13 protein-coding genes are annotated in these 14,023 nt (G+C 42.8%); 5 read left to right on the top strand and 8 right to left on the bottom strand.

The window, feature by feature from the left end:
* Window positions 1-53 precede the first annotated feature (53 nt).
* Window positions 54-368 (top strand): hypothetical protein, encoded by a 315-nt coding sequence (locus tag JMX82_RS06635; protein WP_201539953.1) that lies wholly within the window; start codon window positions 54-56, stop codon window positions 366-368.
* A 109-nt stretch (window positions 369-477) separates the two neighbouring features.
* Here the strand turns inward: JMX82_RS06635 and JMX82_RS06630 are convergent, their stop codons facing one another.
* Entirely contained in the window at window positions 478-993 is a 516-nt protein-coding gene (locus JMX82_RS06630) for a hypothetical protein (RefSeq protein ID WP_055123847.1), read from the bottom strand.
* Window positions 994-1,313: 320 nt separating this feature from the next.
* Between JMX82_RS06630 and recJ the strand changes: the two genes are divergently transcribed.
* The gene (gene recJ / locus JMX82_RS06625; protein ID WP_201539952.1) at window positions 1,314-3,143 is read left to right on the top strand and encodes a single-stranded-DNA-specific exonuclease RecJ; all 1,830 of its coding nucleotides are present in this window, start codon (window positions 1,314-1,316) and stop codon (window positions 3,141-3,143) included.
* Window positions 3,144-3,216: 73 nt separating this feature from the next.
* Here the strand turns inward: recJ and JMX82_RS06620 are convergent, their stop codons facing one another.
* From JMX82_RS06620 to JMX82_RS06590, 7 genes are all read right to left on the bottom strand, one after another.
* Window positions 3,217-3,882 carry a trimeric intracellular cation channel family protein gene (locus tag JMX82_RS06620; protein WP_201539951.1) on the bottom strand — a complete coding sequence of 222 codons (666 nt, stop codon included), beginning with the start codon at window positions 3,880-3,882 and terminating at the stop codon, window positions 3,217-3,219.
* A gap of 262 nt (window positions 3,883-4,144) precedes the next feature.
* A complete protein-coding gene (locus JMX82_RS06615; RefSeq protein WP_201539950.1) occupies window positions 4,145-4,780 on the bottom strand; it encodes a trimeric intracellular cation channel family protein in 636 nt (211 codons plus the stop codon).
* 106 nt (window positions 4,781-4,886) lie between these two features.
* On the bottom strand, window positions 4,887-6,041 hold the full coding sequence (locus tag JMX82_RS06610; protein ID WP_201539949.1) for a multidrug resistance efflux transporter family protein: 1,155 nt from the start codon (window positions 6,039-6,041) through the stop codon (window positions 4,887-4,889).
* 61 nt (window positions 6,042-6,102) lie between these two features.
* Window positions 6,103-6,834 carry a 7-carboxy-7-deazaguanine synthase QueE gene (gene queE / locus JMX82_RS06605; RefSeq protein ID WP_201539948.1) on the bottom strand — a complete coding sequence of 244 codons (732 nt, stop codon included), beginning with the start codon at window positions 6,832-6,834 and terminating at the stop codon, window positions 6,103-6,105.
* A 241-nt stretch (window positions 6,835-7,075) separates the two neighbouring features.
* Entirely contained in the window at window positions 7,076-7,897 is an 822-nt protein-coding gene (gene dapD / locus JMX82_RS06600; protein WP_201539947.1) for a 2,3,4,5-tetrahydropyridine-2,6-dicarboxylate N-succinyltransferase, read from the bottom strand.
* Between the two features lie 143 nt (window positions 7,898-8,040).
* Window positions 8,041-8,997 carry an alpha/beta fold hydrolase gene (locus JMX82_RS06595; protein WP_201539946.1) on the bottom strand — a complete coding sequence of 319 codons (957 nt, stop codon included), beginning with the start codon at window positions 8,995-8,997 and terminating at the stop codon, window positions 8,041-8,043.
* A gap of 135 nt (window positions 8,998-9,132) precedes the next feature.
* Window positions 9,133-10,866, bottom strand: a complete 1,734-nt coding sequence (locus JMX82_RS06590; RefSeq protein WP_201539945.1) for an amidohydrolase — start codon at window positions 10,864-10,866, stop codon at window positions 9,133-9,135.
* Window positions 10,867-11,401: 535 nt separating this feature from the next.
* Between JMX82_RS06590 and arsS the strand changes: the two genes are divergently transcribed.
* Genes arsS through JMX82_RS06575 form a run of 3 tightly spaced genes read left to right on the top strand, consistent with a single transcriptional unit; the run spans window position 11,402 to window position 14,011 of the window.
* Entirely contained in the window at window positions 11,402-12,400 is a 999-nt protein-coding gene (arsS, locus tag JMX82_RS06585) for an arsenosugar biosynthesis radical SAM (seleno)protein ArsS (protein WP_201539944.1), read from the top strand.
* Between the two features lie 12 nt (window positions 12,401-12,412).
* Window positions 12,413-13,261, top strand: a complete 849-nt coding sequence (locus tag JMX82_RS06580; protein ID WP_201539943.1) for a DUF547 domain-containing protein — start codon at window positions 12,413-12,415, stop codon at window positions 13,259-13,261.
* A 30-nt stretch (window positions 13,262-13,291) separates the two neighbouring features.
* Window positions 13,292-14,011, top strand: a complete 720-nt coding sequence (locus tag JMX82_RS06575) for a TIGR04283 family arsenosugar biosynthesis glycosyltransferase (RefSeq protein ID WP_201539942.1) — start codon at window positions 13,292-13,294, stop codon at window positions 14,009-14,011.
* Window positions 14,012-14,023: the final 12 nt, after the last annotated feature.

Raw genomic sequence — 14,023 nt, 5'->3', positions numbered from 1 at the left:
ACAGGAATATTTATTTCATCAAAATAGGTTTCCTAAATTCAATTAGAGATGCAATGAATAAAAATCTATCAATACCCTGTCTTTTAATTGCTTTGATACTCAGCCTTTTTTTTATAAGAAGTGTATATGTGATGTCTGATTATCACGTACAGCAGTGTCATTGGAAAGGCTCTACATCAAAAGTCATGGGAGATGGATTTAGTTTTGATAACGATGTTCGGCTCAAAGATGGCTTAATTCTCATAAAGAACAAACCAGCGGCAAAAATAATAGTTAGAAAGTATCGTCCTTATGCAGATAACATTATTATAATTAGTGACATAGAGTATTCTGCGTTAGAGATGTATTATGAAAAAGGCTGTTATTAAATTGAAAAATTAAACCCATATATATGTAGCTCAGCACTAAAAAACCAGCTAAGGCAATGGCTCTTAGCTGGTTTTATTTTATAAAGTTAATGTCGGTTTTTTAACTGTTTTAGACATTTTTACCGTGTTGCTTTTGCTGAATGTCTTTTGCGAGCTTGTAGCACTCATTGATGTGGTCATTGGCGATTTTTTTGAAAATCATGTAGCCCATTGTAGCAGCAACCATTTGACCCCCTAGTGGGATAAATTTCGTTACTTGCTTGGCAGCAATACGACCACCAAAGCCTTGTACTGTCTTTTTAACAATACCACGTGTCGCCATCAACCCTGCAAAATCGACAGTACGATCTTTTAATGCGCCCCAATGAATGGCTCGTGATTCTAAATCAACTGCCGCCTTACGGTCTTCAAGTAAGCCAAATCGTTCGCTAATGTCAGGTAATAGTTGAGTAAGCATACCAGCGTCTACTGCGACATCAAAAAATGGCACAGGAACGATGGCAACACCAGCAGAATATTTGGCACGTTTTTTGACCAACTTTTGACATTCCTTTTTTACTTGTTCGAGATCCAAGCTAGGGTCAATGGTATTTGGTAGTTTTTCAGCCAGTGGTGTAGTTTTCATAAAGCATCCTTATAAATGGTTAAAATAAAAAATCAAATAAAAAATCTCAATAGATAGCAAGTATCTCAGTTGTTTACCATTTTATGGATTTCTGAGCGGCATACAATCATTGCTTTGTAGCAAAATGCAGAAAAATGCAGTCGCTATGCACCGTTTTTGTAAATGAAATATTATGTATATTATATGCACAGAGTATGAATTATTTGCTCCATGCTAGTATTCAAATATGGCTTATCACAATGTACTGCAACAAAAAACGATAAACCAAGCCGCCAAAAATTGTCATTGTGACCCTCTGCTAAAGCCAGTAGAATATGCACATGCTAAATTTAACCCCCCGTTATACCAGCACTCGTATCGACGAGTTGCCCGCCGCGCTGCAACCACTTGCCGCCCAATCATTGACGCTTGCCCGCCTGTATGCAGGTCGCGGTATTACTCAGCCTGATGAGCTAGAGACGCAACTCTCTGCGCTATTGCCAGCCGAAATGCTGCATGGTGTCACCGAAGCAGTGCGTCTATTAGACGTCGGCATCGATGACGGTCAGCGCATCCTTATCGTGGGTGATTTTGACTGTGATGGTGCGACCAGTACCGCATTAATGATGCGTGCGCTCACAAAAATGGGCGCAGTCGTTGACTTTTTAGTGCCCGACCGTTTTAAGTACGGCTATGGTTTGACACCAGAAATTGTTGAATTGGGTATTGAGAAGTATCATCCTGAGGTGATAGTGACCGTCGATAACGGTATCTCAAGCCATGAAGGCGTGGCACGTGCGCAAGCCGATGGCATCACCGTGATTATTACTGATCATCATTTGACGACTAAAGAAACACCGCCTGCGGAGGCTGTGGTTAATCCCAATCAGCTCGATTGTCACTTTAGCAGTAAAGCGCTCGTAGGGGTGGGTGTGGCATTTTATGTGCTGGGACGCTTGGCCAAGCTGCGCCGCGAAGCTGGTAAATCTACCGTGCAAGTGAGTCAATATTTGGATTTGGTGGCATTAGGGACGATTGCTGACGTTGGGGTGCTTGATAAAAACAATCGCATTTTAGTGCATCATGGACTGGCGGCTATCCGCCAAGGGCGCTGCTCGCTCGGTATCTTGGCACTCCTTGAACAAGCAGGGCGAGATCCTAAGCAGTTGCAGGCACAAGATTTTGGGTTTGTCTTAGGACCTCGTATCAATGCCGCTGGTCGTATGGACAATATGCGCATCGGTATTGAGTGTTTGTTGACCGAGGACTGGAGTACGGCGCAGCGTTTGGCGCAAGAGCTTGAGCAGTTAAACCGGACGCGTCGGCAGGTAGAAGGCGAGATGCGCGCGCAAGCGGATAGCATCGTACAGACATTAGCCGCTGCGGATACAGACATGGACGATGAGGCTACGGCGGATAACCGTGAAAGCGGCGATATCATTGTTCAAAATAGATCTGAGAAAAAGACGAATAATAATCATAAACGCAGTATCGTTTTATACCAAGATGATTGGCATCAAGGCGTCATCGGCATCGTCGCTGGACGGTTAAAAGAAAGTCATTATTTGCCAAGTATCGTCTTTGCGCCCGCGGACACAAAGCGTACCGGTGACGATGACCCTATCAAAGGCTCGGCGCGTTCTATCGCTGGCGTGCACATTCGTGATGCGATTGAGCAGGTTGCCGAGCGCCATCCTGATTTAATCAGTCATTTTGGTGGTCATGCGATGGCAGCAGGCTTAACGATCAAACGCCGTAACTTTGATGGGTTTGTTATGGCTTTTAATGACGTCATGGCACAGATGGATAATGAAGTGTTTGCTGAGCAAAAATTCACTGATGGCGCGTTGCAGGCGAGTGACTTTAGCTTGTGGTTTGCTGAACACTTAGCTGATGCCAGTATTTGGGGTCATGGATTTGCACCGCCAATATTTGACGGGGTCTTTGAAGTGTTAAGCTTTAAGATATTAAAAGACAAGCACCTTAAGCTTTCGCTGCGTTACCCTGATGTGCAATATCCGATTGAAGCAATTTATTTTAACTTTGATAGCGAGATATGGGATTATCGTGCAGAAAAAGTGCATGTATTATTTCAGCTAGACATCAACGAGTGGAACGGCAAACAAAGTCTACAGTTGATGGTAAGGGATTTAGCAGTCATAAAGGAATGATGGCATTATCTTATTATAAGATACTCAACCAGTAGCAAATATAGCGTCGACTTTGTTTAAGGTTGACGCTTTTTTAGTATTTCCATTCGATGGTTGGAAACTGCCAGTCATAACGAATGGCGAGCATGCGTAAGGTAAAAATCGTACTCATAGTAGCGATGTCAGCAATCCAAGCTGTCACACCCAGATTGTGTAGTGCAAAATAGAGGATGCCGCCAGCCAAAGCTGCCGAAATATAAATCTCTTGCTGCAACACCAGCGGAATCTCATTGCAGATCATATCGCGGATGATACCGCCGACAATAATGGTGATCACCCCAAGTAATAACGCCACGGGCACATTTGCACCCATACTATCGGCAACCTTGATACCGATTAAGGTAAAAACTGACAGTCCAATAGTATCTGAGAGTTTGAGGAACTTATTAACGCGTTTAGAGTTGGGATGAAAGAATATTTGCATCACTAATGAAGAGAGGGTGATAACAGTCAGGTAGCTCATATCCACCATCCAAAATAGTGGATGGCGATCTAAAATGACATCACGCACAGTGCCGCCACCTATAGCGGTGACAATAGACACCAGTAAACAACCAAAAACATCGAAATTTTTGTGTTTTGCCAGTATCGTGCCTGAAATACTACAAGCGATAATACCAATCATATCAAAAAGGTAAATGAGAGAGCGTGGGTCAAACGTAGTGATTAGTGCTGAAGGGTTCAATCCGATAGCCAGCATGAGCAAGTCTCACTAAGTTTGTATTATGATTGTCTGATTATTATAAGCCAATGCAGTAGAGTTATGGCGTGTCCTCATTTTAAAAATGGTGATAAAAATGAGATAAATTGCCGTCAAACAAGGAAAGTAGCGCAAATAATATCGAGATATTAAGAAGCTATTTGACGATGTTTGGCAAAATTTAGCTATTTTCAGCCCATTTAGAAAGTAAACGATAGAATTGAGGACACGCCCTAGTGTTTATACCGTATATATATCAGTCTTATTTCACTAAACGTATAGAAGGCAGGTGCCAATCAAAACGCAATGCTAGCATCCGTACAGCAAAGATAACGCCCAGCATAATAAATTCATTCAATCCAGCATTTACACCCAAACGATCAAGCAGCAGATAAGTGATCGAACCTACAATACTAGCAGAGATATAAATCTCGCGTTGAAGTAACAGTGGTATCTCATTACAGATGATATCGCGTAGCAGACCACCAATAATAGCCGTCCAAACCCCCATCATAATAGCGATAATAGCTGACATATCTTGTGTCAATGCTATCTTAAAACCAATCACGCTAAAAGCCGCTAACCCAATGGCATCGAACAGCTTCAATGCCTTATCAATCTTATGATACAGATGAAAGAATATTTGTAAAATAAGCGATGTGACTGTAATGACGATCACATAATTGAGGTCAGTCATCCAAAAGAGCGGATGACGGTCTAGCGCCATATCACGTAGTGTACCGCCGCCGATAGCATTGACCATCGCAACCAAGATACAGCCAGCAATATCAAAGCCTTTGTGCTGTGCCAGCAGTGTACCTGCGATCGCACAAGCAATCACACCAACCATATCTAATAAATATAATAAAATATCAGGAAAAATTAAATCATTAACCATGATTATATTACCAATATAATGGCCATCAAAATAGATTGGCTGGGCTGGTTTTGAAGTTGTTTATATCAATAATTTAAATAGAGTTAACCTAATTTTAGGTAGTAGTTTAGCCATCTTTGGCAAATAAAATAAGCCCAATGATAATCAGAGCAATACCTATTAAGCCCATCGCTGATGGCAAAGTATTATTGAGTAATAGCATACCGCCAATTAAGGCAAATATCACTTCACTTGCCTGAGTGGCATCAACCCCAGCCACTTCGCTTGAAGTTTCCGCTTTTTCACGGGCATATAAAAAGATACTGGTTGCCGCCACGCCTGCCAATAGAGCCACAAGTAAGGTATTGAATACCTGCTTAGTATCAGGCAAATCCGGATGAACGACAAGACCCAAAACCAACCAAAATGGCAGACTGCCCAAGGTCATTAACCATACTTTGTTAAAGGCATTTTGTAGGAGGGTGGTTTTGATAGCAGGTATACGTGCGATTAAAGTTTGCAGCAAAGAGCTCGGTAAGGTTTGAGCAGAGTGGTTAAGGTTTAAGGAATCGACCGCGTCCGCCGTATAAGTCATATCAGCTGACAACGCAGGTGCTTCTGTAATAAGTGAGGTTGTTTTTTTACTAATCTCGTTGGCTTGAATATCACTTTTTTGAGTGCTGGTAGGCTCGGCACTACGCTTGCGCGCATTGTAAGATACCTGCCAAACCAACTGGTTACCAATGGGATAGCTAAAGGCGGCTATTAGGGCAGGCACGGCACCATAAAGCAGCATATCTTTCATAGGCACTGCATCAGCATCTAGCAAAGAAGCGGCATGCAGTCCTTCACTGATATTGACCAGTACCACACCAGCAAATACTAATAACGCATATGCAATGAATTTTTTATCAAAACGTTGTCCGAATGCTAGCAAAACGAGTAGACTTGCGACCACGGTAAACATAAAGGTCGCAGCGACTACCCAGCCTGCGACATGATCAGCCGCGTAGCATATTCCTGTATAAAAAATTCCAAAACCAATACTGCCCGTAATACACCAAAAGCCCCAATGTTGACGGAATATAGTCATCAGCTCTGTAATACGCCCAAAACCATGCTGCATAATTATAATAGCCGTGAGTATTAGCCACATAAATGCATAGCGAAGGCTAGCTGACCAAAACCAATGCCCACCAGCAGCACTCATAACTTCGTTTAAGACAAACGTCGAGCTAAAAAATGCCCCCGATAATAAGCCCAATAAAATGAGTTTGACCATACCTATATTCCTATCCTTGGGTCGCTATTTATATTGAATATCCGTTTAGATAATTAGACTATTATTTGCCTTTAGCATCTGCCCAGATGATTTTATGCAGTTGCAATTGGAAGCGTACGGGCAGCGCGTCAGCCAACATCCATTCTGCAAGTTCGCGCGCCAACACAGGTACATCGGGGCTGACTTCTTCGTCGATATCCTCTGCGACATTAAACATCGGAGAGAACCAAACCGTTCCGACCAAATCGTTTAGCTCATGCTCGATCAACATGGCTTTTGCCCAGTCGTAATCAGTACGGTTCATGATGACAAACTTGATTTGGTCATGCTGAGTGAGGTGAGTTAGGTTTGACCATAGATTCTTATCGACTTCACCTGAGCTTGGCGTTTTGAGATCCATGACTTTACTGACGGCTTTTGGCACGTTTGCTACCGTGAGCGCGCCTGCGGTTTCAAGCGAGATTTCATAACCGTCGCTCAGTAAGCGCTTCATTAGTTCAATGGCGTTCGGCTGAGCTAAAGGCTCGCCGCCAGTCAGACAAATACGCTTGCAAGGATAGCTTTTGATGGTCTCTATAATGGTTTCTAGCGACTGCCGCTCGCCGCCAGTAAAGGCGTATTCAGTATCGCAATAGACACAGCGAAGTGGACAGCCAGTCAAGCGTACAAATATCGTTGGCAAGCCTGAGGTCAGCGCTTCACCTTGCAAAGAATAAAAGATTTCTGTCAAACGTAGACCGGCTTCAGGGTCAGTGACAGGAATGGCGGCGGTGCGTAATAGTGATTCACTCATAATATGTCAAATACAGTTAAAGATTGCTAATGGGATGAGGCATTTATCAATCGTAATAAAAAGGCAGGTTCTGGTATGGGCGTTTTGCGTTTGGATAAAGCCAAACCAAAAAAAGGGATTATAACGCACCACCCTCTATTAAGCTGCAAAAAAGACGCTGAAGTTTTCTTCAGCGTCTTTAATAAGGAGGATCTGTCGCTGTCCGTACGGTTTGGGTACGAGACTCTAAGTATTAAAAATACTAAGCTAAACGTAATAACTCATTGACTGATGTTTTAGCGCGGGTTTGTGCATCGACTTTTTTGACGATGATAGCAGCATATAAGCTATGCGTACCATCTTCTGATGGCAAGCTACCCGGTACGACAACAGAGCCTGCTGGTACACGGCCACGATGAATCTCACCCGTTTCGCGATCATAAATGCGCGTTGATTGACCAATAAATACCCCCATCGAGATAACAGCGCCTTCTTCGACGATTACGCCTTCAACGATTTCAGAACGTGCACCGATGAAGCAGTTGTCTTCGATGATAGTTGGATTCGCTTGTAATGGCTCTAATACACCGCCGATACCAACGCCACCTGATAAATGCACATTTTTACCAATTTGGGCACATGAACCCACGGTCGCCCACGTATCTACCATCGCGCCTTGATCGACATACGCGCCGATGTTGACATACGACGGCATCAATACCGCACCTGCTGCGATGAACGAGCCTTTACGAGCAACAGCAGGTGGTACAACACGTACGCCTGATTCTTTGAACTGTGCTTCGGTCCAGTTGGCAAACTTAGTCGGCACTTTGTCATAGAATTGCACATGCTCGCCAGCAGCTTGGACGTAGTTGTCGTTCAGACGGAAAGACAGTAGTACCGCTTTTTTTGCCCACTGATTGACGACCCATTCGCCATCCTTTTTTTCTGCAACGCGCAATGTACCATTATCTAATTGCTCAAGCACTTGATTAATAGCATCACGCACGTTCTGTGGCATCGTGCTTGGGCTGTATTCGTTGCGTTTTTCAAAGGCTTGTTCGATGGTTTGTTGTAATGACATAAAGGTTCCTAAAGTTAGTGGAAGGTAAAGCATATATTATCGTTAAATAACTCGCATGACTTGGCGTAAAAACTTGCTTGCCGTATTGTCGCTAATTTGGCGACTTTTAGCAAACGAGTTAACCGCCAAGATGAGCGCTGCTGTTAATTGTCTGAGCTATGGCTTTCTATCCATTCTAAGATATCTTCATAAACGGTTTGGTGGTCTTTTTCATGCAAAGGCTCATGACGCATGTTTGGGTAGAGCTGGATATCTACTTGACTGAAGTTTTGCTTGTTTAAGCGCGTGACAATTTTGCGGATGCCGTTGCCCATATCTCCAATAGGATCATCTTCGCCGCTGATAAATAGCATCGGGAAGTTTTTTGGAATAGTCATTGCCCAGCCTTTGTTTAAGCCAGTTTCCATCAGAAAGAATAATGTCATAAAGCCATTATTGGTGAAATCAAAGCCCGTTAAGGGATCTGCTTCATAGGCTTCAATGGCAGCAGGATTTTCAGTTAACCATGCAAATTCTGATGAAGAGATGCGATCTTCAAGCTTACTATTCAAGACTTTATTCATCACCTTGGCAAACATTGCATTTGGTTTTTTAGGGGCTACTTTTGCCAGTACTTTATTGACTGGCAGTAGTACTTTAGTCAAGGGATTGGCATCTGCTGTACCCATCAAAATAGCACCTGTAAAATTGTGTGCATGGTGCTTTAGGACATTACGCACAATAAACGAGCCCATAGAGTGACCCATTACAAAGTGTGGCACGTCAGGATGGCGGTTTTTTAAGCTATCTGCCATGACAATGACGTCTTTTAGCAGGGACTGTACTGGATGCTCTTCACCAAAAAAACCTAAATCGGCTGATGTTTTGACGGTCTTTCCATGTCCCAAATGGTCATAAGTTGCCACTGCGATACCATGATCCGCTAAAAACTGAGCGAAGTCTGCGTAACGTCCGCTATGCTCTGCCATACCGTGGACAATCAGTAACGTGGCTTTTACCGCTGTGTTTTCATGGCTTGGTTCGAAAAAATTATGATGCAAGTAATGAATATTATCGGAGGAGAGAATGTGGTCGCTACCTGTATCGGTGTTGGTACTCATATAGGATTCCTTAAACAGTTTTAATGAATGTTTTTAATAAATGGCTTTAATGGTTCATCATCTTAATGAATAGCAGGCATGATAATTTGAAATCGCCTGCTAAAATTTGGCTTATTATACGGCGCTTACCATGAACTATTGTACTGGACGTTGGTAAATCGTTTGACCTTCTTTAATGGTTGTGATGACTTTGATGTCTTTGAGCTTGCTTGCCTCTATGGTTAACGGGTTGGCATCTAAGATAACCAAATCAGCCAGTTTCCCTGGCGTCAAGGTGCCTTTACTGTCCTCTTCAAAATACTCATAAGCGGCATTGCTGGTAATGGCTTTTAACGCTTGATACGGCGTCGCTCGCTCATTTTTACCAATGATTTTACCTGAGCGCGAAGTGCGATTGATTGCTGACCAGACTGTAAATAGCGGGTCAACAGGTGTCACTGTGTCATCAGAGTGATTGGTATATTTAAGTCCCATTCTATCAGCAGTGGCAATCGGGCTTGAAAAGTCGGCACGTTTTTTACCTAAGTTTTTAACGTGTATGTCTCCCCAAAAGTAAGTATGGTTGGTAAAGAAGGACGGCACCATATTGTATTTTTTGAATGCGGCTAGCTGATCAGGTCGGGCAAATTGAGCATGAATGGGCACAGTACGGCGATCTTTATCAGCTGCTTGACCAGTCTTTTTGACCGCATACTCGTGTGCCTTGATGAGCATATCGGTTGCGCCATCACCATTATTATGGATAAAGAGTTGATTGTCACGAGCATAGGCTTTGACAAACATCTCGTTCAGCTGATCTTGGCTGACACTTGGTAGACCGCGGCAGTCCTTTTCACAATCTGGAACTGGCGTGAGATAAGGTTGGCTAAAATAGGCGGTCTTGCCTTGTGGCGAGCCATCTGCAACGATTTTGGTACCCTGTACTTTAAAACCATTTTGATAGGTTTTCCATACGAAGTTTTTATCAGACAAATTCTCATCTAAGTCACTCACTCCTGCCAGTGCGACCAAGTCAATTTTGAGCTTACCTGCATCGGCTTGTTTTTGAAAAAACTGAATGGTGTTTCGAGCCGTTGAGCCATTTTGTGCCGTCGTTATGCCATTCTTTGCATAATAATCTTGCGTCTGCTCAAAGAATTTGCCTTGATTCGGCGCTAACACTTCTAGCATATTGCGCACGAACGGATACATCGCCGTTTCTTGTACGAGACCGTTTGGTTCATTAGAGCCTTTAATTCGAGCAATATTACCGCCTGCTGGATTTTTACTGTCAGCAGTGATATTCATCATGGCAAGCGCCTTGCTGTTTGCGACGCCCATGTGACCACTTGTGTGTTGTAAATACACTGGATTGTTTGGCAGTACTTTATCAATCTCGCTTTTGGTCGGATGACGCCCCTCGGCGAGCTGAGTTTCATCATAACCCCAACCAAATATCCAGTCGCCATCAGCAATGTTATTGTCCACTTTATAATCTTTTAGCGTTTGCATCATTTTGGGAATACTATCGACTTGACCGATGGGCGGCGGGTTGAGATTGACCTGACCCATGGTGTTTGACACCATATCAAAATGACTGTGCGGATCGATAAAGCTGGGTAATAAGGTTTTATCTTGTAGATTAATCTGTGCGGCATTTTTATACTTCGATTGCGCCTCTTGTAAATTGCCCACATAGGCAATCTTGCCCGCTTGGGTGACTAAGGCTTCGGCCATTTGTGGCTGATCGCCCTCCATCGTGATGATGTTGCCATTGTAATAGACAGTTGCTGAGTTGCTCATATCCTTGGGCGCGGTCTGCATGGTAGTGCAACCTATGACACTCATTAATCCAATGCTCAGTACAGTTGGTTTTAGTAATGTGCTCATATTCATTACGTTATCCTTAAAGGTGATTTGATGCTTACATCCGTGTGTCATAAGCATTGGTACGTGGTGGGCTTTCTATATTCTAAAAGTATTCATATTTTATCAGTGCATGTTGTTTTAAAAGATATGAATGTTGCAACCAATTTAGCGATAAAGCCTTGTGCGGTCAATGCTATTTAAGAGTTTTGCACTGACAACTGTGGCATTGCCAATTGGAGGAGAAGGTCGATCTATAAATCTGCTGAATATAATATCTTAAAAGCCAAATTGAAAAGTGCTGTATGACATCCTACGAGACGTCATGCTCATTTGGCATAAAAGATGAAAATCACGATATTAGTTGTCAATACCGTTCCACAATCAGGTATGATTAATTAGATAAAACGTAAAGTGACAAGGCTGGAAATGAGATGATAATTTTATGAAATAGTCATAAAAAGCAATTGCTTGCGTGTGAATTTTTCTTTTTTTAACCTTTTATTTTTGCGTCATCCTTTTTGCTTTAGAGGTGCTACCAACGGGGTTTTATACCATTATGAAATCAACTATCGAATTACTCGAGCACACGGATTTCCCAGCGATCAAACGTCGTGAGTTAACCACGCTACAGGTCAATATGGGTTACTTATGCAATATGTCTTGTGTGCATTGTCATGTGGCTGCCAGTCCTTACCGCACAGAGATGATGTCGCGTGAGTTGGTTGAGTTGATTCTAGAAGTCTTGCAAGCACAAAATATTGAGACGCTCGATTTAACGGGCGGTGCGCCTGAGATGCATGAAGACTTTAAGTATTTAGTCACAGCCGCGCGCGCCTTGGGTGTAAAAGTAATTGATCGCTGTAATCTGACTATCCTGATGGAAGAAGGCTTTGAGGACATGGCACAGTTTTTGGCAGACAATGCGGTCGAAGTAGTGGCTTCTCTGCCATGTTATTCATTAGAAAATGTCGATAAGCAGCGCGGTAAAGGCGCATTTGATAGCAGTATATTGGGATTGCATAAACTCAATGCGCTTGGCTACGGCAAGAAAGGGTCAGAGCTCACGCTTAATCTCGTCTATAATCCGCAAGGTGCCACGCTGCCGCCCAATCAACAGCAGCTTGAAGCAGATTATAAGCACGAGTTAAAAGAACATTTCGATATCGAATTCCATCAGTTATTTGCCTTGACCAATATGCCGATTCAGCGCTTTGGTGCGGTGCTATTGGCTAAAAACCAATTTCACCCCTATATGGATTTGCTCAAAGCCAATTATGTGGCCGCTAATTTGACCGAAGTCATGTGCCGATCGACCATCAGTGTCAATTGGTTAGGAGAATTGTTTGATTGTGATTTTAACCAGCAATTAGAGATTCCGGTGCCCAACAAATCCCGTCGTCATCTAAGCGATTTGTTAACGCAAAATTCTGCTGGCGATGACATTGCCATTGCAGACCATTGCTATGGCTGTACGGCAGGGCAAGGAAGTAGCTGCGGTGGTGCGCTAGAAGAAGAGACAACAGATCGGACGATAGAAGAAATATCCTCGATTTAACCGGAGTCAATCATGTCAGTATTTAATAGTACAAGACTTAATAGTAAAAGCCTTTTTTTAAGCAGTGGTTTATTAATCAAAACGGCAGTGACCACTTCTATCCTGTTAGCCAGTATGGCAAGTTATGCGGATTTTAATCACAGCACTTGGGATAGTTTACTGAATAAAAACGTCACCATGACCAATGGTGGCAAAGCCTCAGTCGTTAATTACAACGGTATGAAAGCGGATCAAAGCAAACTTGATAGCTACATGGCGGCGACTGGTAAAGTCAGCCAGTCGGAATTTAACGCTTGGAGTAAAGATGAGCAATTGGCATTTTTGATCAACGTCTATAACGCTGGCACTGTAGAGCTAGTCTTGACTAAATATCCTAACATCAAGTCGATTAAAGATATTGGCGGTATATTTGGTTCGCCATGGAAACAGGATTTCGTCATGCTATTAGACAAGAAGCGTTCGCTTGATGACATCGAGCACAATCTAATCCGTGGCTCTAAACGCTATAACGAACCACGTATTCACTTTGCAGTGAACTGTGCGAGCATCGGCTGTCCTGCGCTATTAAATGATGCTTTTACAGGGAGTAAATTAGATAAACAATTAGAGCAAGTGACGAGTAAATTCCTCGCGGATAGCAGTCGCAACCGTCTCAAAGGTAATACGTTAGAGATATCGCCAATTTTTAAATGGTATAAAGAAGACTTTGAAACTAACTGGCGCGGTACTAACGATTTAGAAGGGTTTTTGGCTCGTTACAGCTCGTCTTTAGGGCTTAACAAGTCGCAAACGGCTGAGCTAAAAGCAGGAAAAATGAAGATTGGCTATACCGATTATAATTGGAGCCTTAATAAGAAATAATGGTAACAACAAGTAAGAGTACTGCTAACTATGACAGCTATTGCGACGATTTCTATCATTATTCCAGTACTCAATGAGGCAAATAATTTGCCTTTATTGCTTGATAATATCAACAAGCTAAAGCCAAACCCGCAGCAAGTGATATTGGTCGATGGTGGTTCAAACGATGATTCTATTGGCATAATCCGCAGTTTTATTAATAAATTAATACCCGATAATGATCGTAAAATTGATTGGCAAATGACTGAGTCTAAAGCAGGGCGCGCGCTGCAAATGAATACAGGCGCAGCGTTAGCAACTAGCGATGTATTACTATTTTTGCACGCCGATACGAAATTGCCAATGGATGCTATAGAGAGTGTTTCTGAAGCGATGAAACGGGCAGAGTGGGGACGTTTTGATGTGCAAATAGATAGTCGTCAACCGACACTGCGATTGGTCAGTCAAATGATTAATTGGCGCTCACGGTTGAGCGGAATCGCGACAGGTGACCAAGCTATTTTTATTAGCCAGTTTTTATTTGAGCGAATTGGTAATTATCCTAACCAAGCGTTGATGGAAGATGTCGAGCTTTGCAAACAGCTAAAAGTTATTGCTAAACCTGCTTGTTTAAAAAGTAAAGTCATCACATCGGCAAGACGTTGGCAACAGCATGGCACTTGGCGGACGATTATTTTGATGTGGCATCTACGTTTTGATTATTGGCGCGGCGTATCAGCTGATAATATCAAAGCGCGTTATTATAAATAAAAGAATAAGCTC

The sequence above is a fragment of the Psychrobacter sp. 1044 genome (assembly GCF_904846525.1).
Lineage (GTDB): Bacteria > Pseudomonadota > Gammaproteobacteria > Pseudomonadales > Moraxellaceae > Psychrobacter.
The sequence above is the reverse complement of the archived record's forward strand: the minus strand, read 5'-3'. Positions and strand labels throughout refer to the sequence as shown.